General features: G+C 70.1%; 19 protein-coding genes, 2 rRNA genes and 1 pseudogene (1 of these 22 cut by a window edge). 8 read left to right on the top strand and 14 right to left on the bottom strand.

Features of this window, described 5'->3' with window-relative positions:
- Positions 1 to 28: 28 nt before the first annotated feature.
- The 3 genes from RWE79_RS15330 to RWE79_RS15340 form a co-directional block, all read right to left on the bottom strand.
- Positions 29 to 2,341, bottom strand: coding sequence for an ATP-binding protein (locus tag RWE79_RS15330; RefSeq protein ID WP_475940628.1), 2,313 nt, complete (start codon positions 2,339 to 2,341; stop codon positions 29 to 31).
- 41 nt (positions 2,342 to 2,382) lie between these two features.
- The gene (locus RWE79_RS15335; protein WP_475940629.1) at positions 2,383 to 3,042 is read right to left on the bottom strand and encodes an HAD family hydrolase; all 660 of its coding nucleotides are present in this window, start codon (positions 3,040 to 3,042) and stop codon (positions 2,383 to 2,385) included.
- A 211-nt stretch (positions 3,043 to 3,253) separates the two neighbouring features.
- Complete coding sequence (locus RWE79_RS15340) at positions 3,254 to 3,760, bottom strand: DUF6912 family protein (protein WP_475940630.1); 507 nt, start codon at positions 3,758 to 3,760, stop codon at positions 3,254 to 3,256.
- A gap of 163 nt (positions 3,761 to 3,923) precedes the next feature.
- On the opposite strand from RWE79_RS15340, the gene RWE79_RS15345 reads away from it, so the two are divergent.
- The gene (locus tag RWE79_RS15345; protein ID WP_475940631.1) at positions 3,924 to 4,373 is read left to right on the top strand and encodes an Rv3235 family protein; all 450 of its coding nucleotides are present in this window, start codon (positions 3,924 to 3,926) and stop codon (positions 4,371 to 4,373) included.
- 60 nt (positions 4,374 to 4,433) lie between these two features.
- On the opposite strand, the gene secA is transcribed toward RWE79_RS15345, so the two are convergent.
- A complete protein-coding gene (gene secA / locus RWE79_RS15350) occupies positions 4,434 to 7,259 on the bottom strand; it encodes a preprotein translocase subunit SecA (RefSeq protein WP_475940632.1) in 2,826 nt (941 codons plus the stop codon).
- Positions 7,260 to 7,442: 183 nt separating this feature from the next.
- On the opposite strand from secA, the gene RWE79_RS15355 reads away from it, so the two are divergent.
- Positions 7,443 to 8,030, top strand: coding sequence for a GNAT family N-acetyltransferase (locus RWE79_RS15355; protein ID WP_475940633.1), 588 nt, complete (start codon positions 7,443 to 7,445; stop codon positions 8,028 to 8,030).
- A gap of 39 nt (positions 8,031 to 8,069) precedes the next feature.
- Complete coding sequence (locus RWE79_RS15360; protein ID WP_475940634.1) at positions 8,070 to 9,254, top strand: winged helix-turn-helix domain-containing protein; 1,185 nt, start codon at positions 8,070 to 8,072, stop codon at positions 9,252 to 9,254.
- A 39-nt stretch (positions 9,255 to 9,293) separates the two neighbouring features.
- Here RWE79_RS15360 and RWE79_RS15365 read toward each other — a convergent pair.
- From RWE79_RS15365 to mtnA, 8 genes and pseudogenes are all read right to left on the bottom strand, one after another.
- Positions 9,294 to 9,410: pseudogene (locus RWE79_RS15365) on the bottom strand (response regulator transcription factor); the annotation flags it as partial.
- Between the two features lie 76 nt (positions 9,411 to 9,486).
- On the bottom strand, positions 9,487 to 10,206 hold the full coding sequence (locus tag RWE79_RS15370; RefSeq protein ID WP_475940635.1) for a response regulator: 720 nt from the start codon (positions 10,204 to 10,206) through the stop codon (positions 9,487 to 9,489).
- 215 nt (positions 10,207 to 10,421) lie between these two features.
- Positions 10,422 to 11,105, bottom strand: a complete 684-nt coding sequence (hpf, locus tag RWE79_RS15375) for a ribosome hibernation-promoting factor, HPF/YfiA family (RefSeq protein ID WP_475940636.1) — start codon at positions 11,103 to 11,105, stop codon at positions 10,422 to 10,424.
- Between the two features lie 318 nt (positions 11,106 to 11,423).
- Positions 11,424 to 12,227 (bottom strand): ComF family protein, encoded by an 804-nt coding sequence (locus RWE79_RS15380; protein WP_475940637.1) that lies wholly within the window; start codon positions 12,225 to 12,227, stop codon positions 11,424 to 11,426.
- A gap of 179 nt (positions 12,228 to 12,406) precedes the next feature.
- Positions 12,407 to 14,257 carry an LpqB family beta-propeller domain-containing protein gene (locus RWE79_RS15385; protein ID WP_475940638.1) on the bottom strand — a complete coding sequence of 617 codons (1,851 nt, stop codon included), beginning with the start codon at positions 14,255 to 14,257 and terminating at the stop codon, positions 12,407 to 12,409.
- Entirely contained in the window at positions 14,257 to 16,278 is a 2,022-nt protein-coding gene (gene mtrB, locus RWE79_RS15390) for an MtrAB system histidine kinase MtrB (protein ID WP_475940639.1), read from the bottom strand. The genes RWE79_RS15385 and mtrB overlap by 1 nt, the downstream gene beginning before the upstream one ends.
- A 1-nt stretch (position 16,279) precedes the next feature.
- Positions 16,280 to 16,969: a two-component system response regulator MtrA gene (mtrA, locus tag RWE79_RS15395; protein WP_475940640.1), complete on the bottom strand. Its 690-nt coding sequence runs from the start codon at positions 16,967 to 16,969 to the stop codon at positions 16,280 to 16,282.
- Entirely contained in the window at positions 16,966 to 18,075 is a 1,110-nt protein-coding gene (gene mtnA / locus RWE79_RS15400; RefSeq protein ID WP_475940641.1) for an S-methyl-5-thioribose-1-phosphate isomerase, read from the bottom strand. Before mtnA ends, mtrA begins: the two co-directional genes overlap by 4 nt.
- A gap of 142 nt (positions 18,076 to 18,217) precedes the next feature.
- Here mtnA and RWE79_RS15405 point away from each other — a divergent pair, with 142 nt between their 5' ends.
- The 5 genes from RWE79_RS15405 to RWE79_RS15425 are packed head-to-tail and all read left to right on the top strand — an operon-like array spanning position 18,218 to position 23,680.
- Positions 18,218 to 19,480: a DUF7847 domain-containing protein gene (locus RWE79_RS15405; protein ID WP_475940642.1), complete on the top strand. Its 1,263-nt coding sequence runs from the start codon at positions 18,218 to 18,220 to the stop codon at positions 19,478 to 19,480.
- 5 nt (positions 19,481 to 19,485) lie between these two features.
- Positions 19,486 to 20,139: a DUF4129 domain-containing protein gene (locus tag RWE79_RS15410; protein WP_475940643.1), complete on the top strand. Its 654-nt coding sequence runs from the start codon at positions 19,486 to 19,488 to the stop codon at positions 20,137 to 20,139.
- Positions 20,136 to 21,392, top strand: a complete 1,257-nt coding sequence (locus RWE79_RS15415; RefSeq protein ID WP_475940644.1) for a DUF4350 domain-containing protein — start codon at positions 20,136 to 20,138, stop codon at positions 21,390 to 21,392. Before RWE79_RS15410 ends, RWE79_RS15415 begins: the two co-directional genes overlap by 4 nt.
- Positions 21,389 to 22,354 (top strand): AAA family ATPase, encoded by a 966-nt coding sequence (locus RWE79_RS15420; protein WP_475940645.1) that lies wholly within the window; start codon positions 21,389 to 21,391, stop codon positions 22,352 to 22,354. Before RWE79_RS15415 ends, RWE79_RS15420 begins: the two co-directional genes overlap by 4 nt.
- A gap of 15 nt (positions 22,355 to 22,369) precedes the next feature.
- Complete coding sequence (locus RWE79_RS15425; protein ID WP_475940646.1) at positions 22,370 to 23,680, top strand: DUF58 domain-containing protein; 1,311 nt, start codon at positions 22,370 to 22,372, stop codon at positions 23,678 to 23,680.
- Between the two features lie 110 nt (positions 23,681 to 23,790).
- Here the strand turns inward: RWE79_RS15425 and rrf are convergent.
- Positions 23,791 to 23,907: ribosomal RNA gene (rrf, locus tag RWE79_RS15430) — 5S ribosomal RNA — on the bottom strand.
- A 75-nt stretch (positions 23,908 to 23,982) separates the two neighbouring features.
- Positions 23,983 to 26,755, bottom strand: a 23S ribosomal RNA gene (locus tag RWE79_RS15435); it runs 351 nt beyond the window's last position.

Consider the following 26,755-nt stretch of genomic DNA (forward strand, 5'->3'; position numbering starts at 1 on the left):
GTCCGCCGCGCGGTCGGGGCGCCGGCGGTCAGTCGCCGGCCAGCGCGGCGATCTCGGTGCGGGACGACGCCCCGAGCTTGGCGAGGATGTGCTCGACATGCGCGTCGGCGGTCCGCTTGGAGATCACCAGCTGCTCGGCGACCTCCCGGTTGGACAGCCCCTGCGAGACGAGCGCCGCGACCTCCCGCTCCCGGGGCGTCAGCCCGTCCGCCCCCGACCGGCGCTCGGAGGCCTGCGCGGGCACCCGTAACGGCGAGTCCGCGTCGGCCAGCACCAGCTCCACCGCCCGCTCCAGCGGGAGCAGGGCGCCGCGCTCGAAGAGGCGGTCGTAGGTCCGGCGGCCGAGCGCCTCACGGGCGGCCAGCTCGGAGCGGGCGTGCCGCTGCAGAAGGATGTCGACCCCGAACATGGGGGTGCCGATCCGCCGCCAGAGGGTGTGGGCCGCGCCGAGCATCCAGGCGGTGCGGGCATGCCGTCCGTCCTGTGCCGCGACCCAGGCCAGCGCCTCCGTGCAGTGGGCCAGACCCCACACCTCGCCCAGCTCGCGCTTCTTGACCAGGGCCGCCCGGATCAGCCGGGCGCACTCCTCGCGGTCGTCGGCCTCCCAGGCGACGATGCCCTTGATCAGCATGATGTTGGACCGGATCATGCACTCGCCGGCCGCCCCCTCGCCCAGATAGCCGGCCGCCAGGTCGCACATCTCGATCGCGCCGGGGATGTCGTTCATGACGGCCCGCAGGAAGCCCTCCTGGTAGTGGGACATCACCAGGCCCAGCCGGTCGTCCAGGGCCCGCAGCCGGGCCCTGGCGTCGTCGGTGAGCTCACGGGAGCGCTCCCGGTCGCCGTACAGCCCGTGGACGCCGCCGATGAAGCCGATGGCGTACGCCAGGGCCCTGGCCTCGCCGGCCCGCTCGGCGGCGGCACGGGCCTGGTCGAACCGGGCCAGCGCCGGGTCGAGGTCGCCCTGCATGAGGGCCAGCATCCCCGAGACGACCAGGGCGTGGGCCCGCTCGGCCCCCGGGTCCGCGTCCGCGGTCAGCGACAGACCCTTGTCGAGCCAGTACCGGCCCTCGGTGGGCAGCCCGGCGGTCAGCCAGTACGCCCAGAGCCTGGCGGCCAGCACCAGGCCGTGGAGGTGGCCCTGCGGCTCGGCGAAGGCGTACTCCAGGGCCGCCCGGACGTTGGCCTGGTCCCGGACGAGTGCCTGGTAGAGGCTGACCTGGTCGTCGGTGAGCAGCCGGTCGTAGAAACGCTCCGCCAGCAGGACGTGGTGGTCGCGGTGGCGGCGCCGGCAGGCCGGCACACCACCGGACTCCGCCAGCCGCTCGGCACCGTACTCCCGGATGGTGTCCAGCAGCCGGTAGCGGGCGCCGCCCCCGGACCCGGCCGCGTCGTCGACCCGCAGCACCACGGACTTGTCGACCAGGGCGATCAGATGCTCCACGACGGCGGCCGGCGGCAGGTCCCCGCCGGAGCACACCTGCTCGGCGGTGGTGAGGTCGAAGGTGCCGGCGAAGACCGACAGCCGGGCCCACAGCAGCCGCTCCGGCGCCGAGCACAGCTCGTGCGACCAGCCGATGGCGGTCCGCAGCGTCTGGTGCCGGGGCAGGCCGGTGCGCCGGCCACGGCCGCCGTTGAGCACCCGGTAACGGTCCTCCAGGCGGGCGGTGAGCTGGTCCAGCGGTATGGCCCGCAGCCGCACGGCTGCCAGCTCGATGGCGAGCGGGATACCGTCCAGCCGGCGGCAGAGCACCAGCACGTCCGCCCGGTTGGCGTCGGTGACCGCGAAACCGGGGACGACCGCCGCCGCCCGCCGCCCGAACAGCGCCACGGCGTCCTGCACCGGCAGCGGCGGGATCTGCAGGGTGTGCTCCCCCGGCACGTCCAGCGGCTGACGGCTGGTGGTGAGCACGGTGACCTTCGGCGCCTCGCGCAGCAGCACGTCGGCGAGCATCGCGCAGGCGTCGACCAGATGCTCGCAGGTGTCCAGGACGACGAGGACCTGGCGGTCCCGCAGATACTCCACCAGCAGGTCCAGCGGCGCCCTGGCGGGCTGCGCGGGCAGCCCGAACAGGGCCGCCAGGGTCTGCGGCAGCAGCTCCGGGTCCGTCAGCTCGGACAGCTCGGCCAGACACACCCCGTCCGCGAAGCCCGGCCCCGCCTCGGCCGCGCCGCGCAGCGCCACCCGGCTCTTGCCGACCCCGCCGGGACCGGTCAGCGTCACCAGCCGGGCCCGGCCCAGAAGCCTGCGCACCTTGCCGAGCTCCGCACTCCTGCCGACCAACTCGGTCACTTCAACCGGGAGTTCCCCGCCACGCCGCCCACCGAAGCCGAGTGCCATACGTCACAGCGTACTGAGACCACTACATCGGGTGAGTCCTTTCACCCGACCAGGGCCTCCGCGACCTCGACCGCGTCCGCCAGACTGTCGACCACCGGGACACCGGCCACCGCCAGGCTGGCCCGGCTGTGGGAGCCCCCGGTGTAGAGCACGGCCCGCGCGCCGACATGCGCGGCGGCCACGGCGTCGTCCACCGCGTCCCCGATCACGACGACCCGGCGGGGCTCGATGTCGATGCCCTCGATCGCCGCGAGATGCCGCGCCATCTGCTGGGACTTGCCGGTGTGGCTGCCGTCGACCCGGCCGTCCACCCGGATGAAGTGGTCCTCGATGCCGTGCGTACGGATGATCGGCAGCAGCTGCTCGTGCGGCGCGAGCGAGCACAGCGACTGTGTCAGGCCCTCGTACCGCCGGCGGGCCAGGATCTCGGCCGCGCCCTCGGCGAGACCGCAGGTGCCGGCGAGCGTCCAGTAGTGGCGGTGGAATATCTCGTCCATCACCTCCCACTCGTCGTCGGTGGGCAGCCGGCCCATCAGCCGCTCGTAGAACTTCGGGACCGGTACGCAGTACAGCTCCCGGTAGCGCTCCAGGGTGATCCGGGGCAGCCCGATCTCGGCGAAGGAGGCATTGGTCGCCTCGATCACCGCGTCGATGTCATGGAGCAGCGTGCCGTTCCAGTCCCACACGAGATGCGCGTTCACATCGAGCACCGTACCCAGAGGTACCGACAAACGGTCAAGAGCCCAGGTCAGGAAGGACCACCCCGAGACCCTCCGGCGTTACGGGGTGCTACCTGTTCCTACCTGCCGCTACCGAACCGGGTGGCGGCCTTCGGCCGTACTCCGGCCCCGTTCATCCTCGTTCATCCCTGTTCATCCCTGTTCATCGCGGTCTCCTCGCGGTCTCCTCGCGTCAGCCGAGGAGACCGGGGATCTCCTGCGCCGCGAACCACAGCAGTTCGTGGTCCTCGGCGCCGTCCACGACGAAGCGGGCGTCGTCGTCCCCGGCGTCGGCGGCGCCCAGCGCGTCGGCGGCGGCCGCCACGTCGGCCCGCGCGTCGTCGGCGTCGGCGTGCACCGCCGCGACCCCGGCCATCGGCACCGCGCCGGTCAGCCGCACCTCGCCCAGCACGGCCGGGTCCAGGGTCCGGGACGGGTCGTAGGAGACCGCATGGTCGTCGATGTCCACCGCGACGACCACCCGGCGGCGGGGGGCGTCGGGCGCCAGCGCGACCAGGCGCAGCGAGGCCTGCGCGGCGCGGGTCAGCGCGGCGTACTCCAGCTCCTCGATGTCGTCCGAGACGTACCACTCGCGCAGCGCGGGTGTGACGGCGTGGGCGTCCAGCGGAGCGGGACCCAGCTCACCCGCCTTGTGGGCCTCGGCGAGGCCGGGAAGGGTCGTGGGGATGTAGACGCGCATGGCGTCAGCATACGTGCGGCCGCCCGCGCCACCCACTGATAGGTGAACCGTCCGCACGGCCGCCGGCCGCACCGGCCGGGCTCCCGCCGGACCGCCCGGCCCCGCTACAACCCGGTTACCGGCCAGTAAGGCCGGGACGCCGACCTGCCACGGGGGCACCGCCATGACCGTCACCAGCACCACCGGACGCCACCCCGCCGCCCCGCACCGCCCACCCGGGGCCCGGACCGCCCGGACCACCCCTCGCCCGCCCGTCCCCCCGCCGCCCCACCTGTGGTTCGCCGACCGGCTGCTGGGCATCCTCACCGGCCGCCGGCCCCTCGTCAGCCTGGCCGGCCTCATCACCGACGAGGACTACGACCGCCTCTGGGACCTCACCAACGCCCGCGCCGACTGGCGCCACCGCGCCCGCGGCCACCTGCCCGCCCTGCGCCGCTGCCGCTGGGCCGCCACCGACGGCGGCGCCGTCGAGGTCACCGCCGTCGTCGCCCTCACCCGCGACTGCGTCCGGGCCATCGCCTTCCGCCTGGAACGCGCCGCCGCCTCCGCCCACGGGCCGCACAGCGTGCGCGGCTGGACCTGCACCGCGATCGAGGCCGTCGAGGCGGGCTGACACACGGCCGGGGCCGGCCCCCCTTGAGGGAGCCGGCCCCGGCCGGAAGGACCCGTACGACTACTTCTTGCGGCGCCGGCCGCCACGCGCCGCCTTACGGCGCTCCGCGCGGGTCAGACCGTCCGACCCGGAGTCGCCGTCGCCGGCGTCACCGCTGTCGAAGTCACCCTCGACGACACCGCCCTCACCGTCCACCGTCGGCGCGGAGAAGTGCAGCCGGTCCGCCCGCTTCGGGGCCTCCAGGCCCTTGGCCCGGATCTCGGGACGGGCGTCCTGCCTGACCGGCGCCGGGACCTCGTCCTCGACGGCGTCGGTCACCGGGACCTCCTCGACCTGCTGCTCGACCTGGACCTCCAGGTTGAACAGGTAGCCGACGGACTCCTCCTTGATGCCGTCCATCATCTGCGTGAACATGTCGTAGCCCTCGCGCTGGTACTCCACCAGCGGGTCGCGCTGCGCCATCGCCCGCAGACCGATGCCCTCCTGGAGGTAGTCCATCTCGTAGAGGTGCTCACGCCACTTTCGGTCCAGCACCGACAGCACGACCCGGCGCTCCAGCTCGCGGGTGATCTCCTCACCCAGCGACTTCTCGCGCTCCTCGTAGCACTCGTGGATGTCGTCCTTGACCATCTCGGCGATGAACTCGGCGGTGACCCCGGCCCGGTCGCCGGCGGCCTCCTCCAGCTCGTCGACCGTCACCGTGATCGGGTAGAGCTGCTTGAAGGCACCCCACAGCCGCTCCAGGTCCCAGTCCTCGGCGAAGCCCTCGGCGGTCTCGATCGCGATGTAGTCGTCGATCGTGTCGTCCATGAAGTGCCGCACCTGCTCGTGCAGGTCCTCGCCCTCCAGGACGCGGCGGCGCTCGCCGTAGATGACCTCGCGCTGGCGGTTGAGGACCTCGTCGTACTTCAGGACGTTCTTGCGGATCTCGAAGTTCTGCTGCTCGACCTGCGACTGCGCGGAGGCGATGGCACGGGTGACCATCTTGTTCTCGATCGGCACGTCGTCCGGCACATTGGCCATGGACATCACACGCTCGACCATCTGCGCCTTGAACAGCCGCATCAGGTCGTCGCCCAGCGAGAGGTAGAAGCGGGACTCGCCCGGGTCGCCCTGACGGCCGGAGCGGCCGCGCAGCTGATTGTCGATCCGGCGCGACTCGTGCCGCTCGGTGCCCAGCACATACAGCCCGCCGAGCTCCTTGACCTCCTCGAACTCGGCCTTGACCGCCGCCTCCGCGCGCTCCAGCGCCGCCGGCAGCTCGTGCGCCCACTCCTCGACGTGCTCCACCGGGTCCAGACCGCGCTGGCGCAGCTCCGCCTCGGCGAGGTCGTCGGGGTTGCCGCCCAGCTTGATGTCGGTACCACGGCCGGCCATGTTGGTGGCGACGGTGACGGCACCCTTGCGGCCCGCCTGCGCGACGATCGAGGCCTCACGGTCGTGCTGCTTGGCGTTGAGCACCTCGTGCGGCACCCCGCGCTTGGCGAGCTGCTGCGACAGGTACTCGGACTTCTCGACCGAGACGGTGCCGACCAGGACCGGCTGGCCCTTCTCGTGCTTCTCGACGATGTCCTCGACCACCGCCGCGAACTTCGCCTCCTCGGTGCGGTAGATCAGGTCCGCCCGGTCCAGCCGCTGCGCGGGGCGGTTCGTCGGGATCGGGACGACACCCAGCTTGTAGATCTGGTGGAACTCGGCCGCCTCGGTCATGGCCGTACCGGTCATGCCGGAGAGCTTGCCGTAGAGGCGGAAGAAGTTCTGCAGGGTGATCGTGGCGAGGGTCTGGTTCTCGTCCTTGATGTCCACCCCCTCCTTCGCCTCGATCGCCTGGTGCATGCCCTCGTTGTAGCGGCGGCCGGCGAGGATACGGCCGGTGTGCTCGTCGACGATCATGACTTCGCCGTCCATGACGACGTAGTCCTTGTCCTTCTTGTAGAGCTCCTTCGCCTTCAGGGCGTTGTTCAGGTAGCCCACCAGAGGGGTGTTGACCGACTCGTAGAGATTGTCGATACCCAGCCAGTCCTCGACCTTGGCGACACCGGGCTCGTGGATCGAGACCGTGCGCTTCTTCTCGTCGAAGTCGTAGTCGCCGGTCTCCTGCTGCGGCTTGCCGCTCTGGTCGCGCTTCATCGGGTTGGCGGCCTCACCGGCCTTCAGACGCCTGACGAGTTTGGCGAAATCCGAGTACCACTTGGTGGCCTGGTCGGCCGGACCCGAGATGATCAGCGGCGTACGGGCCTCGTCGACCAGGATCGAGTCGACCTCGTCGACGATGGCGAAGTTGTGACCGCGCTGCACCAGTTCGTCCTGCGACCACGCCATGTTGTCGCGCAGGTAGTCGAAGCCGAACTCGTTGTTGGTGCCGTAGGTGATGTCGCACGCGTACATCTCACGGCGCTGCGCCGGGTTCATGTTGCCCAGGATGCAGCCGACCTCCAGGCCGAGGAACTTGTGCACCCGGCCCATCCACTCCGAGTCGCGCTCGGCGAGATAGTCGTTGACCGTGATCAGGTGCACGCCCTTGCCGGAGAGCGCGTTGAGATACGCGGGCAGCGTACCGACCAGCGTCTTGCCCTCGCCGGTGCGCATCTCGGCGACATAGCCCAGGTGCAGGGCCGCGCCGCCCATCAGCTGTACGTCGTAGTGGCGCTGCCCGAGCACACGCTTGGCGGCCTCACGGACCGTGGCGAACGCCTCGGGGAGCAGGTCGTCCAGACTCTCACCGTCCGCGTACCGCTCCTTGTACTCGTCCGTGAGAGCCCGCAGCTCGGCGTCGGAGAGGTTGATGAAATCCTCTTCGATGGAATTGACCTGGTCCGCGATGCGGTGCAGCTTGCGCAGGATCTTGCCTTCGCCTGCACGCAGGATCTTGTTGAGGACGGACACGTAGGTTGGCTCCTTGCCGGTCGGGCCTGGCACACACTTCGCGCTGGGCACAGCAGGCTATGCGCCGCTGCAACGGCCATCGTAAGCGAGGACACCAATGGCCTGGGAGGTCCGTCGCCACACCGGGCGGTTCTGAGTCACCTTTTCTGCGATTCCGGTGACGCTGCGGCGATACTGCCAAGCATGGATCCGATAACCCTCACGACGGAACGCCTGGTGCTCCGTCCCTTCACCCCCGGTGACGCCGGGGCGGTGCACGCCGCCTGCCAGGACCGCGAGATCCCGCGCTGGACGTCGGTGCCGTCCCCCTACACCCACGAGCACGCCGAGGGGTTCGTCGGCCGGATCTGCCCGGACGGCTGGCGCGACGAGACCATGTACAACTTCGCCGTCACCGCCAAGGACACCGGGCAGCTGGTGGGGGCCATGGGGCTGGTGCGACTGGAGTTGGGGGCACCGCAACGACTGGCCGAACTCGGCTACTGGACGGTCAAGGAACTGCGCGGCCAGGGCTACACCGCCGAGGCGGCCCGCGCCGTGGTGCGCTGGGCCTTCGAGGATCTCGCCGTCGAACGCCTGGAATGGTACGCCGAGGCCGGCAACGAGGGCTCCCGCGCCGTCGCCCTCAAAGCAGGCTTCCGCATGGAAGGCACCCTGCGCGCCAGGATCACCCACGAGGACACCCGCCGCGACGCCTGGGTGGGCTCACTCCTCCCGCACGACGTCGGCATGCCCTCCGCCACCCCCTACCTGCCCTACCCGAAAGACTGACAGCCCTCGTTGTCGGTGCCGCGCCCTAGGCTGACGGTCATGACGAAGCCCGTGCCGCTCTCCGCCGACGACGCCCGACGGATCGCGCTGCGCGCCCAGGGATTCCTGGGCGCGCCGGACCGGCGCTCAGGCGTCCGGGGAGTGCTCCGGCACCTGGGCGCTGTCCAGCTCGACACCATCTCGGTGCTCGCCCGCTCCCACGAACTGATCCCGTACGCCCGCCTGGGCGCCGTCGGCCGCCCGGCCGTGGAGGCCGCGTACTGGACGGGCAGCACCGCCGACGCGCCGCCGGCCCAGCCCCACGCCTTCGAGTACTGGTCGCACGCCGCCTGCATCCTGCCCATCGAGGAGTGGCCGCACTTCGCCTTCCGCCGCCGGGCCCGGCGGGCCCGCGGCCACCGCTGGCACGTGATGCAGGACGCCGACCGCTCCTGCGCCGCCGTCCTGGACCGGCTGAAGAACGACGGCCCGCTCACCTCAACGGAGTTGGGCGGCGCGAAGAACGGCGGCCCCTGGTGGGACTGGTCCGAGACCAAGATCGCCGTGGAGTGGCTGCTCGACACCGGTGAGGTCGTCTGCACCCGGCGGCGCGGCTGGAAGCGGATCTACGACCTCGCCGAGCGTGCCGTCCCGGACACACTGCTCCACGACGACCTCGACGACACCGAGTGCACCCGCCGCCTCGTCGCCCAGGCCGGCGCCGCGATGGGCGTAGCGACCCGCGCCGATCTCGCCGACTACCACCGCCTCAAGGGCGAACAGGTCGACGCGGTGGTGGCCGACGCGGGCCTGGTACGGGTCGAGGTGGAAGGCTGGGGCAAGCCCGCCTGGGCCGACCCCGCCGCCCTCACCACCCCGCCGCGCGGCCGCCACCGCACCACCCTGCTGTCCCCCTTCGACTCCCTGATCTGGGACCGCCCCCGCACCCAGCGCGTCTTCGGCTTCACCCACCGCCTGGAGGCGTACGTCCCCAAGCCCCGGCGCATACACGGCTACTTCGCGATGCCGCTGCTCTCCGGCGGCAAGCTGATCGGCCGCGCCGACCCGGCCCGCGAGGGCTCCACCCTCGTCGCCCGCCAGGTCTCCCTGGACGGCCCCGCAGCGGTCGAGCCCATGGCCACCGCCCTGCGCGAAGCCGCCCAGTGGGTCGGCTGCGACACCGTACGCGTGGACCGCCTCGACGACCCCAAGCTCGCCGCCGCCCTGGCCGCCGCACTCACCTGACCGCCGGGGCCGCCGGCCCGAGCCGGACCGGCCCCACCCTCAGCGGATCTCCAGGATCTTCTCCCGCATCGCGTACACCACCGCCTCCATCCGGGAATGAAGCTGCAGCTTCTCCAGGATGTTCCGCACATGGTTCTTCACGGTGTTCTCGCTGATACTGCGGTCCCTCGGGGGATAACCCCCGAACCCCCAGCATCACCCGCCCCCGGCCCGAGCCGGACCGGCCCCACCCTCACCGGATCTCCAGGATCTTCTCCCGCATCGCGTACACCACCGCCTCCATCCGGGAATGAAGCTGCAGCTTCTCCAGGATGTTCCGCACATGGTTCTTCACGGTGTTCTCGCTGATGAAGAGTTCCTTCGCGATGTCCCGGTTGTTCATCCCCGTGGCCACCAGCTTGAGAACCTCCAGCTCACGGTCGGTGAGCTTGGGCGCGGGGACCAGCCGTCGGTCGTCGCCGCGCTGGATCATCGACTTGAACTCGGTGAGCAGCTTGGACGCCATCGACGGGCTGATCTGCGACTGCCCGTCGGCGACCGCGCGGATCGCGGTCGCGACCTCGTCCGTGGAGATCTCCTTGAGCAGGTAGCCGGTGGCACCCGCCTTGATCGCCTCGTAGAGGTCGGCCTCCTCGTCGCTGATCGTCAGCATGATGATCTTCGCGCTGGGCGCCACCTCCTTGATGGAGGTGCACGCCTCGATGCCTCCGCGCTTGGGCATCCGTACATCCATCAGCACGATGTCCGGCAGCAGATCCGCCGCCTTGTCCACCGCCTCCGCCCCGTCGCCGGCCTCGCCGACGACCTGGATGTCCTCCTCCGTGGCCAGCACGATCTCCAGGCCCCGCCGGAAGAGGGCGTGGTCGTCCACGACCAGGACTCGAATCGGCTCCTGCCGGGCCGGGCCCCGGTCCGACTCACCGACCGGTGCGGGCTCGAAGCTGTCCGCCATCGGTTCCTCCCCCTCGGGTCGGCGCCCGTGGTAGCTGCACTCTTGCGTGCGACGCCAACCACGGCACGCGGCCCGTATGTTGGCTGCGTGCCCATGATTTCATGCCCGGACACGGCGGCGCCCCCGAGCGAGGTCGTGTCAGGCCCGGGGGCGCCGCCGTCAGCCGCCATCAGCTTTCCGGGCCCCGCCAGGTCAGGCGGGGCCGCTGGCCCGGTTCACCGGCGCAGGGCACCGCCGGCGCCGGAGGGAGCCTCCTCGGCGGACGGGTCCGCCTTGATGTGGATGACGCCGTAGTCGTATCCGTGCCGCCGGTAGACGACACTCGGTACTCCCGTGTCGGAGTCGATGAACAGATAGAAATCGTGCCCGACCAGTTCCATTTCATAGAGCGCCTGGTCGAGCGCCATGGGTGCTGCCGCATGCGTCTTCTCCCGCACCACCAGCGGGCCTTCGCCCTGTACCTCCAGAGGTCCCATCCTGGTGGTGGGCACCCCGCCGTGCTTCTCCTCGGCGGGACGGCCGCCGTTGAGCTGCGGCGGAGCGGCAAGCCCGGCCGTCGCCTCGGCGACACTCGTCGGCGTACGGCTGCCGCCACGGTGCACCCTGCGCTTGTCAGCCGCCTTGCGCAGCCGTGCCTCGAGCTTGCTCACGGCGAGGTCGAGCGCCGCGTACGGGTCCGCCGCCGCAGCCTCGGCCCGGACAACAGGGCCGCGCGTGAGCAATGTGATCTCCACCCGGTCGGAACGGTCCGCCTGCCGGGGGTTGGGCTCCCTGGACACCTCGACGTCGAGGCTGATCACCTTGCCGTCGAGCTTCTGGATCTTCTCCAGCTTCTCGGTCACGTGCTTACGGAACCGCTCGGGCACCTCGGTCTTGCGGCCCTTGACGACGATGTCCACGCAGAACTCCGTTCCGGACCGCCCCGGTCGGACGGGGCGCGTCCCTTGCGCTGAGGCCGGCGGGCACCAGGTCCCACCCGGCGCTGTGCTAGCTGCCGCTCCGCGCGCTCCGGAGGCTTCCGGGCGGCGAAGCCGCGACTTTCACCTCCTCCTCCCCCGCAGAGAAGATCGACACCCCCTGAATTCGGGGTGAACCTCTTCTTGCGGTCGGCGGAACGGCAGTGCTCGCCGTCCCTCACAACCGAACATAGACCCGCAGGACGGGAGTCGGCACCCCCAGCGGCGCTATACCTCCGCCAGGGTGAACTTCCACCCTCACTACCTGCAACGATGAGTCTGACCACAGAGTTCCGCCTTACACCTGGCCGAGGCGGGCGCCGCCACCACCGCCGCGCCGGCGACCGTTCCCCCGCAGGTCCGCACGGCCGCGGCCGCCGCCGCCAGGGAGGCCCCGGTCGTCATCAGGTCGTCCACCAGGACCACCCGCCCGGCCGCCAGCAGCCCCCGGGCGCCGGGTACGGCCACCAGCGCCCCGGCGAGATTCGACACCCGCTCGCGGGCACCGAGCCCCGCCTGGTCGGCCACCTCCCGGCCCTGCCGCAGCACCGCCGCCACCCTCACCGGACTCCCGCCTTCCCGCCGCAGCCGACGCGCGGCGGCCCGGGCGATCCGCCGGGTGGAGTCATGGCCCCGGGCGGCGACAGCCCGGCGGGAGGAGGGCACGGGGACGAGCAGCAGCAGCGCCGCAGTGGGGGAAGGGGCCCCACCCCCACCCCCACCCCCACCCCCACCCGCCACCCCTCCCCCGCCCCCGGCATCGGGCCCGTCCGCCGCCGCGGCCCGCACCGCCGCCGCCAGCGCGGCGCCCAGCGGCCGGGCAAGCCCCAGCACACCGCGCTCCTTGTGCGCGATCAGCACCGCCCGCACCGCGTCGCCGTAAGCCGCCGCCGCGTACACCCGCGGCAGCCCCTCCGGTTCCGGATCCGGCCGCGCCCGCCAGACCCGGCGCTCACCACCCAGCGCGCCCCGGCACGGCTCGCACAGCCCGGCACCCGGCGCCCCGCACCCCGCGCACTCCCCCGGCAGCACCAGGTCCGTCAGTTCCTGCCACAGCCCCCGCATGGATCCAGACTCCCCGGTTCCGTGCCCGGGCGCCAGGGCCGCCGGCTCAGCCTGTGGATAACTCCGGCCGGCCCCGGCGGAGGGCGGCCCACACACCCGGCACGGGCTCCCGGAACCAACATCCGGCGCCCGCATCCGGCACCGGCATCCCGCACCGGCATCCGGGCCGCGTACCGGCCTCAGCCCGGGTAGACCGGCGAGCTCCCCTTGGGGCTGACTTCCTTCCAGTTCGCGTCCGTCGGCAGCCGGAAGATCCCGTCGCCCAGCTCCGCGAGAAGCGGCTCGTCCTGGTTCTCGGACGCGGCGACCGACGAGACACCGCTGATGCCCGGCAGCGACGTGGTGTCGGAGGCGGAACCGTCCACGTCCACGTACTGGATCTGCTGCACACCGCCGGACTCCTGGCCGACGACCACCAGCCGGCTCACCCCGGCCCAGGAGGCCGCCTTGACGTCCTCCAGATAGGGGGTGACCAGCCGCAGCGCGGTCACCGTGAGCTTCGGGTGCTCGTGTGTGCCGCCGCGCTCGATACGTCCCAGCCGCAGCTTGGTGTGGCCCTTCTCGGTGACGAGCATGGCTATCCGTACGCCGTCGGCGGCCACCCGCAGCGATTCGATCCGGCCGTCGCCGAGGTCCGGCACCGACACCTCGACGGCGGTTCTGGTGCCGACCGCGGCTTCGGGAAGCATCAGCAGCCGGGGGTTCGCGGGGTTACGGTCGGCGACCCACAGGCCGCCGTAGCCGTCCCAGCTGGGAGCGCTGAGGCCGTTGGTCCTGCTGCCGGAGCTCCTGAGCACCGGCTGCCCCAGCTCGGCGTCGGTCGCGAGCCCGGTGACGTACAGGGCGCTGCCGTCGGCCTTCACTCCGGCGGCGTACGTCTCGTCGCGCTGTACGGCGACCGAGCCCAGGTTGACCTGCCCCTCGCCGAGCGGGCCGGGGACGCGGTCGGCGTTCGTGCTGTTGCCGGACAGGCCGACGAGCCGGTGGCCGGTGTCGATGAAGTACTGCTGGGACGGCGAGCCGGCGACCTGGCCGGGCGCGTACTCGGCGGCCTGCTGCCCGGTCAGCGAGCATGCCGCGCCGCCGTCCGGCCGCCGCAGTTCCACCGACTCCACCGGGGAGGACGCCACGCCCTGCACGGTGTTGATGAGCTGGGCGGCCATCCGCCGGCAGGTGTCGTCGTCGCCGTCGACGGCCTTGCTGAGCCTGACCGTCAGATGCTGCGAGTCGTCGAGGGAGACGTCCTTGGCCCTGATGCCGGCCGGGAAGGCCGAACCCACCACCGGATCCAGCCAGTCGGTGGGCCCCGACAGCAGCGAGTTGACGGTGTTCTGCAGCACGTTGATCTGCGTCCGCAGATAGATCGGGTCCGCGACCAGCACGTCACGGCGCTTGCCGGACAGCTCGGCGTCCGGTCCGAGCGCGGCGTAGTAGTAGATGTTCACGGAGTTGTAGAGCCGCGTGAAGTCGGCCTCGCTGAGGACCAGCCCGTCGGGCACGTCGTCGATCCGCCACTCGCCGTGCTCCTTGGAGAGGTGGATCTCCTTGCGGAATCCCGTGTGGACGGGCCGGTAGGCATGCTTGCGGTCCACGGCGGCCACGGCGGTCCCGCTGAGCCTGACCGTGGCGTAGCGCCCGGCGCTGTCGGCCCGGTCGTCGCGGCCGGACTCCAGGGTCTGCAGGGGGCCGCCGGACAGGACGGTGATGCGCGCGTTGGGTTTCCAGGACTTCTTCAGTCCGTCGGCCAGGTACTCGCGGGCGGTGTCGTAGTTGACCTCGCTGCTGGTCGAGGCCTCCAGGAACCCGCTGACGATCTGGGTGGGGCCCTCGCCCTTCTGCGGCTTCACGCCGTAGACCTGCACCTGGGTGTCGGCGTCGCCGTGCAGTTCGCCGTCGACCTTGCGCACCTCGCCGCTGCTGGGCATGGAGGCGCAGCCCGTGAGCAGCGCGAGGCACCCCAGTACGGTCAGGGCCCTGGCCGGTCCGGCCGCACCGCGAAGGCCGCGTGGGCCGCCCCCCATCGCCGGCATCAGTGTCGGTCCTCCTGCGCGTCGTCGGCCGTGCTCGTACTGGTGGTGGTGCTCGCGCCGGTACCCGTGGCCGGGCCCGGGTTGCGCGGGCCGGTACTGCTGCCGCCGCCGTGCCCCACGACCCGGGCGCCGCTGCCCGGGAGCGCGGCGGGGTCGGCAGCGGGCGGGCGCTGCGGGGCGACCGGCATCGGCGGGATGGACGGGATGGCGGGGGCGATACGGGGGCCGGGCAGCGCCGGCGCGGACTCGGTCGCCGATGCCCAGGTCCCCGCCCGGGTGACGGCCGCCGGCGGGGTGGCCGCGGGGACGGGGGTGCGCAGGACACGGCCGCGGCGCGAGTCCTCCGGCTCCAGGGCGATGGGCGAGCCGCGCAGGCTGTCCCCGGCGGTACGCGGCAGGGTCAGCCGGAACTGCGAGCCGCCGCCCGGTTCGCCCCAGGCCTGGAGCCGGCCGCCGTGCAGCCGGGCGTCCTCGACGGCGATGGACAGGCCGAGGCCGGTACCGCCGGTGGTGCGGGCGCGGGCGGGGTCGGCGCGCCAGAAGCGGTTGAAGACCCGGGTGGCCTCGCCGGGCTTGAGCCCCACCCCGTAGTCGCGTACGGCGACGGCGACCGCGCCGCCCGCCGACGCCAGCCGTACGACCACGTCCCTGCCCTCGCCGTGCTCGACGGCGTTGACCACGAGGTTGCGCAGCACGCGCTCGACCCGTCGGGCGTCCGCCTCGGCGATCACCGGCTGCTCGTCGCCGCGTATGACGACCCGGCTGCCCTTGCGCTCGGACAGCGGTTCGGCCGCCTCGACCACCCTGCGCACGACGTCCCTCAGGTCGATGGGTTCGGCGGCCAGGTCGGCCGCTCCGGCGTCGAAGCGGCTGATCTCCAGCAGGTCGGACAGCAGTGACTCGAAGCGGTCGAGCTGGGTCTGCAGCAGTTCGGCGGACCGGGAGGTCGCCGGGTCGAAGTCCTCGCGGGCGTCATGGATGACGTCGGCGGCCATCCGGACCGTGGTGAGGGGGGTGCGCAGTTCGTGGGAGACGTCGGACACGAAGCGGCGCTGCATCCGGGACAGGTCCTCCAGCTGCTGGATCTTGACCTGGAGGGTCTGCGCCATCTTGTTGAAGGACTCGCCGAGCCGCGCGATGTCGTCCTCGCCGCTGACCTTCATCCGTTCCTGGAGCCGCCCGGCCGCGAGCCGCTCGGAGATTTCGGCGGCCATCCGGACAGGCGTGACCACCTGTCGTACGACCATCCACGCGATGGCGCCGAGCAGCACCACCACGAAGATCCCGGCGGTCGCCAGTGTGCCCTTGACCAGGTTGAGGGTCTTCTCCTCCTGGTCGAAGGGGAAGAGGTAGTAGAGCTGGTACGAGTGGCCGTTGGGGTCTTCCATGCGCTGGCCGACGGCGAGCGCGGCCTGCCCCTCGGTGCTGTTCTTGCGCAGCAGGGTCGTGTACTGCCACTGCACCTTGGTGCTGCTGTCCAGGGCCGAGCGCAGTTGCGCGGGGACGCTGTCCTCGGGCAGCACCAGTCCGGTGGCCCGGGGGCCGCGGGTGCCGGCGCTGTCGCTGCTGGCCTGGGCGTCGGAGCTGAGCGCGACCACCGAGTACGAGCCCCGGCCGCCGCTGGCGAGCTGTCCGACCAGTGCGGTCAGCCAGGCGCCCGCGTCGGTCTGGCCGCGGCTGGCGGTGCCGGTTCCGGTGGAGTCGGAGGTGTTGCCCGCCTCCTCCTTGGCGACGCTGAACCCGCCGATGGCCTGGCTCTGGGCGGCCTGCCGTTTGGCGTCCAGCAGGCCGTTCTTGACCTGGCCGATGACGACCACGCCGAGCAGCAGCACCACACCCAGCGACATCAGCAGGGTGGTGGCCACCACCCTGAGCTGGATGCTGCGCCGCCACAGCCGCAGTCCCGGTTCCAGTGGTCGGCGTGCCCAGCGCGCGCACGAGCGGAGCACCGGAAGCAGCCCTCGCCAGGGGCTCCCGACACCGAGGCCCTCCGGTCGCTCCCGCTCGTACGGCACCGCCATGTCAGCCCGGTCCCGCCTTGTAGCCGACGCCTCGGACCGTCACGACGATCTCGGGACGCTCGGGGTCCTTCTCGACCTTGGAGCGCAGCCGCTGCACGTGCACGTTGACCAGGCGGGTGTCGGCGGCGTGCCGATAGCCCCAGACCTGCTCCAGCAGCACCTCACGGGTGAAGACCTGCCACGGTTTGCGGGCGAGTGCCACCAGCAGGTCGAACTCCAGCGGGGTCAGCGCGATGGGCTGGCCCTCGCGCTTGACCGAGTGGCCCGCGACATCGATGACCAGGTCACCGATGGTGAGCTGCTCGGGTGTGGGTTCTTCGGCACGGCGCAGCCGTGCACGTACCCGGGCCACCAGCTCCTTAGGCTTGAACGGCTTGATGACGTAGTCATCAGCCCCGGATTCCAGGCCCACCACGACATCGACCGTGTCGCTCTTGGCGGTGAGCATGACGATGGGCACCCCTGACTCGGCCCGGATCTGACGGCATACGTCGATGCCGTCCCTCCCGGGGAGCATGAGGTCGAGGAGGACCAGATCAGGCTTGGTCTCCCTGAATGCGGCCAGGGCTTTGTCACCGTCGGCCACGAACGACGGCTCAAAACCTTCGCCGCGCAGCACGATGCCAAGCATCTCTGCCAGTGCGGTGTCGTCGTCGACGACCAGGACACGTCCCTTCATACGCACCATCATCCCATTACCTGATCGTGACCTGGAGCCCGAGGTGGGCACAAAGCTGCGAGGTGACCGGGCGTAACAGGCGAAACCACGCCGTTTTCGGTAACAATCGCCGTTATCAAACCCGCCGGTGTGACATCGAACGCAGGGTTGTATGCCTGGGTGCCGAGGGGGGCCACAGGTTTTCCGGCCGATTCGGTCACTTCCTGCCCGGGCCGCTGCTCGACCTCGATCGATGCACCGTCGGGCGTGTCCAGGTCAACGGTGGTCGTCGGGGCCACCACGATGAAGGGCACGTTGTGATAGCGGGCGAGCACCGCCAGCGGATAGCTGCCGACCTTGTTGGCCACCGAGCCGTCGGCGGCGATCCGGTCCGCGCCGACGAGGACGGCGTGCACCTCCCCGGCGGCGAAGAGCGAGCCTGCCGCGTTGTCGGTGAGCAGGGTGCAGGCCATGCCGGTGCGGGCGGCCTCGTACGCGGTCAGCCGGGCACCCTGGAGCAGGGGCCTGGTCTCGTCCACCCACAGGCGGCGCAGCTCGCCCGCCCGGTGGGCGGCCAGCGCCACGGCCAGCGCGGTGCCCTCGCCGCCGGAGACCAGGGCGCCGGTGTTGCAGTGCGTGAGCAGTTGGTAGCCGCCGCCGGGCAGTAGTTCCTCCAGCAGTGCCAGGCCGCGCCGGGCCATGGCGGCGCTGGCCTCGGCGTCCTGCGCGTGCAGCCCGCGGGCCTCGGCGAGGGCGGCCGCCGCGGCCCGCTCGACGCCGGCGCCGTCGGCGAGCGCCGCGTGATAGGCGGCCGAGGCCCGCCGCACCCCGTAGGCCAGGTTGACCGCGGTCGGCCGGGCGTACGCCAGCGTCTCGGCGGCGTCGTCCACGTCGTAGCCGCGTACGGCCGCCAGCGCGACGCCGTAGGCCCCCGCTATGCCGAGCAGCGGCGCACCCCGCACCGCGAGGGTGCGGATCGCCTCGACGAGGGCGGGCACATCGGTGCAGACCAGCTCGATCTCCTCGGCGGGCAGCCGGGTCTGGTCGAGCAGCACGAGCACGGGGCCTTCCGGAGGCTCCTCCCAACGCAGAGCCGGCAACGGATCGTTGGATACAGATTCCACGAACTGATCACCCATCTCCTCAGTCTGCCGCGAACGCGGCGGCCATTGAACCCTTCCTGTCCGGCACATCCCCGGGTACGCGCGTCCGCACCCCATGGCACGATGGCCACCGTCCCACCGTTAAGGGTCCGGGAAGCGCAGTAACAAAGGAGCGACGATGAACGACTCTCCGGGCTGGGCCTCGCCCGGATCCTCTCCCTCCGGCGAGCCCGACCGTGACAACGGTTCCGGCACGCCCCAGGATGCTGCGCCCCCGAACTGGTCCAAGCAACAACCGCCGGCGGGCCAGTGGTCCGCGCCCGGCCAGGGCAGCGCCCCTGCGCAAGGTACGCCGGCTCCGCCGCCCCCGCCGCCCGCGGCGGGCACCGGCTGGGGTCAGCCGCAGGGCTGGGGCCAGCCGAACTGGGGCCGTCCCGCTTCGCCCAAGCCCGGCGTCATCCCGCTGCGCCCGCTGGGGGTCGGCGAGATCCTGGACGGCGCTGTCTCCACGATGCGTGCCCACTGGCGCACCGTGCTCGGTGTCTCCCTCGTGGTCGCCCTGGTCACGGAGACCGCGGCGATCCTGCTGCAGGGCTTCGTCCTCAACGACGGCTCCAGTCTGAGCGCCCTGGAGCACAACCCCGATCCCACCGGCGACGAGATCACCAGCGCCCTGAGCGGCGCCCTCGCCGGCAGCGCCCTCACCCTGGTCATCACGCTGCTCGGCATCGTGGTCGCGACCGCCATGCTCACCATGGTGATCAGCCGCGCGGTGCTGGGCCGCCCGGTGACCACCCGCGAGGCCTGGACGGACGCCCGTCCCCAGTTGCTGCGGCTGCTCGGTCTGACCGTTCTGCTGGGTCTGATCGCCCTCGGCATCATGGCCGTGGGCATCGCTCCCGGTATCGCCGTCGCTGTCGCCGGCTCCACCGGGGGCGGCATCGCCCTCGGCTTCCTCGGCGGCCTGGCCGCGTTCGTCGTCACCGTCTGGCTGCTGATCCGCTTCACCCTGTCCTCACCGGCGCTGATGCTGGAGAAGCAGGGTGTGGTCAAATCCATGGCCCGTTCCGCCAAGCTGGTGCGCGGCTCCTGGTGGCGGATGTTCGGCATCCAGCTGCTGGCCGCCTTCATCGTCTACATGGTCTCGTCGATCATCCAGGTTCCCTTCGTCCTGATCGCCGGGGTCACCGGTGACGGTGGCATGTCCGCCCTGATCTCCGGTGACTCCACCTACAGCTGGGCCTCTCTCGTCATCATCGGGATCGGCGGCGTGATCGGTTCGACCATCACCTTCCCGATCAGCGCCGGCGTCACCGCGCTGCTCTACATGGACCAGCGCATCCGCCGCGAGGCCCTGGACATCGAACTCGCCCGCGCCGCCGGAGTCCCCGGCTACGGCGACGCCACCGACAGCACCGACACCCCCGCCGACGGAAGCTGACACCGGTGACGGGGGACGTACCGGTCACGATCCCGAGCGGCCCGGCCCGCGAGGCCGCTCGGGACGAGCTGTCCAAGCAGATCTACCACCAGAACGACCCGAGCCTGCTGCAGCGAGCCCTGAACTGGCTCTGGGACAGGATCGACGACCTGTTCTCCGCCGCCTCCGGTGTCTCTCCCGGCGGCACCGTCGGACTGATCGTCATCGCGGCCGTGGTCATCGGGCTGCTGGTCGCCCTGCGGCTGCGCCTCGGCCGGTTCCGTACCCCGACCAGCGCCGCCGACGGACTGTTCGGCGACGCCCCGCGTACGGCGGCCCAGCACCGCTCCGCCGCCGAGCACTTCGCCCGCCTGGGGCAGTGGACGCCGGCCGTCCAGGAACGTATGCGCGCCATCGTGCGCTCCCTCGAGGAACGCACCGTGCTCGACCCGCGCCCCGGCCGCACCGCCGACGAGGCCGCAGCCGAGGCCGGCCGGTTCCTCCCCGCCCACGCCGCGGCGCTGCGTGACGCGGCCCGCACCTTCGACGACGTGACCTACGGGGGCCGCAGCGCCAACCAGCAGGCCTACACCGCCCTGCGCGACCTCGACACCGAACTGGAGCACAGCAAGCCGCAGTTCGCCACGGCCACCCCCACGACCTGGGGCGGCCCCTCATGACCACCGGTTCCCTCCCCGATACCGGCACCGCCGGCCCGGCCGCGCAGGCCTCCGCCGGAACCGCGTCCTCCCCCACCGCACGCCAACTGTGGACACGCTCCCGCGCCCTGCTGGCGGCTCTGCTCGCCCTCCTCGTCTTCGGTGCCGTCTACGCCGTCCTGCGGACCGATGAGAACCACGACGCCCTCGATCCCCGCTCCCCCGATCCCTGGGGCAGCCGCGCCGTCAGTGAACTCCTCGCCGACCAGGGTGTTTCCGTCAGAGTCGTCACCACCGCCGGTCAGGCCGCAGCCGCGGCCGGACCCGACACCACGCTCCTGGTCGCCGTCCCCGATCTGCTGACCGACCGGCAGCAACACGCCCTCCACAGGGCCACCGAACGCTCCGGCGGCCGCACCGTCCTCCTCTCCCCGACCCCGGACTCGACCAGCATCCTCACCCCCGGTGTGGATGCCGTCAGCACCACCTCCGTACGCGTCCTCAGTCCTGACTGCGACCTGCCCGCCGCCCGCCGGGCCGGCCCGGCCACCACCGGCGGCATCTCCTACACCGTCACCGACCCGGACGCCGCCGCCTGTTACCTCAGCGGCAGTCACCCCACCCTGCTGCGCATTCCGGCCGGCCACGGCGGTGACACCGTCGTCCTGGGCGCCTACGACCTGCTCCAGAACGGGAATCTGAACAAGGACGGCAACGCCTCCCTGGCACTCCAGCTTCTCGGCGCCCACCCGGAACTCGTCTGGTACCTCCCCTCGCTCGATGACTCCAGCGCGCTCGACGGCGGGCAGCAGACCTTCTTCGACCTCGTCCCCGAAGGCTGGACCTGGGCACTGCGCCAGCTCTTCATCGCCGCGCTGATCGCCGCCGCGTGGCGGGCCCGAAGGCTCGGACCCGTCGTCGCCGAACGCCTGCCCGTCGTCGTGCGCGCCGCCGAAGCCACCGAGGGCCGCGCCCGTCTCTACCGCCGGGCCCGGGCCCGTGGCCGCGCCGCCGAATCCCTGCGGACCGCGACCCGGCACCGGCTGGCCCCGCTCCTCGGCATCCCGCTGTCACAGGCCGACGAACCCGGCACACTGGCGACCGCCATCACCACCCGCATGCCCGACCCGGCGTCCGGCGCCCGCGCGATCGACGTACGCACTCTCCTCCACGGCCCTCCGCCGCCGGACGACGCCGCCCTGCTGCGCCTCGCCGACGACCTCGACGCCCTAGAACGCTCGATCCTTGCCAAAGAGAGGTACGCCAACCCGTGAGCGCCCCGACCGCCGACAGCGCCCGCGCCTCCCTGGAGGCACTGCGCACCGAAATCGCCAAGGCCGTGGTCGGCCAGGACCCGGCTGTCACCGGCCTGGTCGTGGCCCTGCTCTGCCGAGGACACGTACTTCTCGAAGGCGTCCCCGGGGTCGCCAAGACCCTCCTGGTCCGTGCGCTGGCCGCCTCGCTCCGGCTGGAGACCAAGCGCGTGCAGTTCACCCCCGATCTGATGCCCGGCGACATCACCGGTTCACTGGTCTACGACGCCCGCACCGCCGAGTTCTCCTTCCAGCCCGGCCCCGTCTTCACCAACCTCTTCCTCGCGGACGAGATCAACCGCACCCCGCCCAAGACCCAGGCCTCCCTCCTCGAAGCGATGGAAGAACGCCAGGTCTCGGTCGACGGCACACCACGCCCGCTGCCCGACCCGTTCCTCGTCGCCGCCACCCAGAACCCCGTCGAGTACGAAGGCACCTATCCGCTGCCCGAGGCCCAGCTCGACCGCTTCCTGCTCAAGCTGGTCCTGCCGCTGCCCTCCCGCGAGACCGAGATCGACGTACTCACCCGCCACGCGGAGGGCTTCAACCCCCGCGACCTGCACGCCGCCGGCCTGCGCCCGATCGCCGGGCCGGCCGACCTGGAAGCCGCCCGGGCCGCCGTCGCCAAGACCGCCGTCTCCTCCGACATCACCGGCTACATCGTCGATATCTGCCGCGCCACCCGTGAATCCCCCTCCCTCAGTCTCGGTGTCTCCCCCCGAGGAGCCACCGCCCTGCTGGCCACTTCCCGTGCCTGGGCCTGGCTCACCGGCCGCGACTACGTCATCCCCGACGACGTCAAGGCCCTCGCCCTGCCCACCCTCCGCCACCGCGTCCAGCTGCGGCCCGAGGCAGAGATGGAGGGCGTGACGACGGACTCCGTCATCACATCCGTCCTGTCCCGCGTCCCCGTCCCCCGCTGAGGCGGCAGACCACCCATGGCTCTCACCGGACGCACCGCCGCTCTCGCCGCACTCGGCGCCCTCGTCGTCGGACTGCTGCTGCCGGGCTGGAGCGGCATTCTCGTCGTCGAAGGAATCCTGCTATTCGGAATTCTGTACGACCTCGCGCTCGCCGCGCCAGTACGAAAGCTCCTTATCACCCGAAGTGGTGACACATCCGTGCGCCAGGGTGACACCGCCGATATCCGGCTGACGATCCACAACCCTGCCAGGCGCCCGCTGCGTGCCCGTGTCCGGGACGCCTGGCCTCCCAGCAGCTGGCAGCCCGGTACCGAGGTCGCCGCCTCCCGCCACCGGCTCACCGTCCCCGCGGGCGAACGCCGCCGTGTCACCACCCGGCTGCACCCCACGCGCCGTGGCGACCGCAGCGCCGACCGCGTCACCATCCGCTCCCACGGCCCGCTCGGCCTGGCCGCCCGCCAGGGCTCGCACCGCCTGCCCTGGACCGTACGCGTCCTGCCGCCCTTCACCAGCCGCAAGCACCTGCCATCCCGGCTGGCCCGTCTCCGCGAACTCGACGGCCGCACCTCACTCCTCGTCCGCGGGCAGGGCACCGAATTCGACTCCCTCAGGGAGTACACCCCCGGTGACGACACCCGCTCGATCGACTGGCGGGCCACCGCCCGCAGAGGCTCCGTCGCCGTCCGCACCTGGCGTCCCGAACGCGACCGCCGCATCCTCGTCGTCCTCGACACCGGCCGCACCTCCGCCGGCCGCGTCGGCGACGCCCCCCGGCTGGACGCCGCGATGGACGCCGCCCTCCTGCTGGCAGTCCTCGCCACCCGAGCCGGTGACCGCGTCGACCTGCTCGCCTACGACCGCCGCGTCCGCGCCTCGGTCCAGGGCCGCCACGCCAACGACATGCTCCCCGCGCTGGTCAACGCGATGGCGCCTCTCGAACCCGAGCTCGTCGAATCCGATGCCCGCGGCCTCGTGGCCACCGTCCTCCAACGCGCACCACGCCGCTCCCTCGTCGTACTCCTCACGGGCCTCGACGCCGCCCCCATCGAGGAAGGCCTGCTCCCGGTCCTTCCTCAACTCACGCACCGGCACGAGGTCGTCATCGCCTCCGTCGCCGATCCCCGCATCCAGGAACTCGCCGAGGGCCGGGGCACCGTCGACGCGGTCTACGCGGCCGCAGCAGCCGAACAGGCCCGCAACGAACGCCGCGACACCGCCCAGCGCCTCACCCGGCACGGCGTCACCGTCGTCGACGCCCCTCCCGCCGACATCGCCCCCGCTCTGGCGGACGCCTACCTCGCACTCAAGGCCGCCGGCCGGCTCTGAATCTCACGGCCTGAATCTCACGGCATTGCTCACCGTGAGGCGGTGCGCTCAAACTGCGGTGAAACGCAAAGAAGCCCCCAGGCTCAGCCTGGGGGCTTCTTTCAAAGATTGTTCGGCGGTGTCCTACTCTCCCACAGGGTCCCCCCTGCAGTACCATCGGCGCTGAAAGGCTTAGCTTCCGGGTTCGAAATGTAACCGGGCGTTTCCCTAACGCTATGACCACCGAAACACTATGAAGTTAACGACCACCGGAAAACAACACGGTTCGTTACTTCAGAACTACACAGTGGACGCGAGCAACTGAGGACAAGCCCTCGGCCTATTAGTACCGGTCAGCTCCACCCCTTACAGGGCTTCCACATCCGGCCTATCAACCCAGTCGTCTACTGGGAGCCTTAACCAATCAAGTTGGTGGGAATACTCATCTCGAAGCAGGCTTCCCGCTTAGATGCTTTCAGCGGTTATCCCTCCCGAACGTAGCCAACCAGCCATGCCCTTGGCAGGACAACTGGCACACCAGAGGTTCGTCCGTCCCGGTCCTCTCGTACTAGGGACAGCCCTTCTCAATATTCCTACGCGCACAGCGGATAGGGACCGAACTGTCTCACGACGTTCTAAACCCAGCTCGCGTACCGCTTTAATGGGCGAACAGCCCAACCCTTGGGACCGACTCCAGCCCCAGGATGCGACGAGCCGACATCGAGGTGCCAAACCATCCCGTCGATATGGACTCTTGGGGAAGATCAGCCTGTTATCCCCGGGGTACCTTTTATCCGTTGAGCGACGGCGCTTCCACAAGCCACCGCCGGATCACTAGTCCCGACTTTCGTCCCTGCTCGACCCGTCAGTCTCACAGTCAAGCTCCCTTGTGCACTTACACTCAACACCTGATTGCCAACCAGGCTGAGGGAACCTTTGGGCGCCTCCGTTACATTTTAGGAGGCAACCGCCCCAGTTAAACTACCCACCAGACACTGTCCCTGATCCGGATCACGGACCGAGGTTAGACATCCAGCACGACCAGAGTGGTATTTCAACGACGACTCCACCATGGCTGGCGCCATGACTTCACAGTCTCCCACCTATCCTACACAAGCCGAACCGAACACCAATATCAAGCTATAGTAAAGGTCCCGGGGTCTTTCCGTCCTGCTGCGCGAAACGAGCATCTTTACTCGTAGTGCAATTTCACCGGGCCTATGGTTGAGACAGTCGAGAAGTCGTTACGCCATTCGTGCAGGTCGGAACTTACCCGACAAGGAATTTCGCTACCTTAGGATGGTTATAGTTACCACCGCCGTTTACTGGCGCTTAAGTTCTCAGCTTCGCCACACCGAAATGTGACTAACCGGTCCCCTTAACGTTCCAGCACCGGGCAGGCGTCAGTCCGTATACATCGCCTTACGGCTTCGCACGGACCTGTGTTTTTAGTAAACAGTCGCTTCTCGCTGGTCTCTGCGGCCACCCCCAGCTCACCGAGTAAATCGGATCACCAGTGATGGCCCCCCTTCTCCCGAAGTTACGGGGGCATTTTGCCGAGTTCCTTAACCATAGTTCACCCGAACGCCTCGGTATTCTCTACCTGACCACCTGAGTCGGTTTAGGGTACGGGCCGCCATGAAACTCGCTAGAGGCTTTTCTCGACAGCATAGGATCATCCACTTCACCACAATCGGCTCGGCATCAGGTCTCAGCCTCAATGTGTGACGGATTTGCCTATCACACGGCCTACACCCTTACCCCGGGACAACCACCGCCCGGGCTGGACTACCTTCCTGCGTCACCCCATCGCTTACCTACTACAGGTCTGGTCCGTCGGCTCCACCACTCCCCTCAACTCCGAAGAGATCAGGGCGGCTTCACGGACTTAGCATCGCCTGGTTCGATACTGGGCGTTTCAAAGCGGGTACCGGAATATCAACCGGTTGTCCATCGACTACGCCTGTCGGCCTCGCCTTAGGTCCCGACTTACCCTGGGCAGATCAGCTTGACCCAGGAACCCTTAGTCAATCGGCGCACACGTTTCCCACGTGTGTATCGCTACTCATGCCTGCATTCTCACTCGTGAACCGTCCACCACTGCCTTCCGGCGCGGCTTCACCCGGCACACGACGCTCCCCTACCCATCACAGCCTCCGTTGGGAGTACATGCTGCAATGACACGACTTCGGCGGTACGCTTGAGCCCCGCTACATTGTCGGCGCGGAATCACTTGACCAGTGAGCTATTACGCACTCTTTCAAGGGTGGCTGCTTCTAAGCCAACCTCCTGGTTGTCTCTGCGACTCCACATCCTTTCCCACTTAGCGTACGCTTAGGGGCCTTAGTCGATGCTCTGGGCTGTTTCCCTCTCGACCATGGAGCTTATCCCCCACAGTCTCACTGCCACGCTCTCACTTACCGGCATTCGGAGTTTGGCTAAGGTCAGTAACCCGGTAGGGCCCATCGCCTATCCAGTGCTCTACCTCCGGCAAGAAACACGTGACGCTGCACCTAAATGCATTTCGGGGAGAACCAGCTATCACGGAGTTTGATTGGCCTTTCACCCCTAACCACAGGTCATCCCCCAGGTTTTCAACCCTGGTGGGTTCGGTCCTCCACGCGGTCTTACCCACGCTTCAACCTGCCCATGGCTAGATCACTCCGCTTCGGGTCTTGGGCGCGCTACTCAATCGCCCTATTCGGACTCGCTTTCGCTACGGCTTCCCCACACGGGTTAACCTCGCAACACACCGCAAACTCGCAGGCTCATTCTTCAAAAGGCACGCAGTCACGACGCACCGAGTAAACTCGATGCGCGACGCTCCCACGGCTTGTAGGCACACGGTTTCAGGTACTATTTCACTCCGCTCCTCGGTACTTTTCACCATTCCCTCACGGTACTATCCGCTATCGGTCACCAGGGAATATTTAGGCTTAACGGGTGGTCCCGCCAGATTCACACGGGATTTCTCGGGCCCCGTGCTACTTGGGTGTCGTACAAGCAAGCCGTACAGATTTCAGCTACGGGGGTCTTACCCTCTACGCCGGACCTTTCGCATGTCCTTCGCCTATCCATACGGTTTCTGACTCGCCC

This window comes from Streptomyces sp. RLA131, assembly GCF_056270125.1.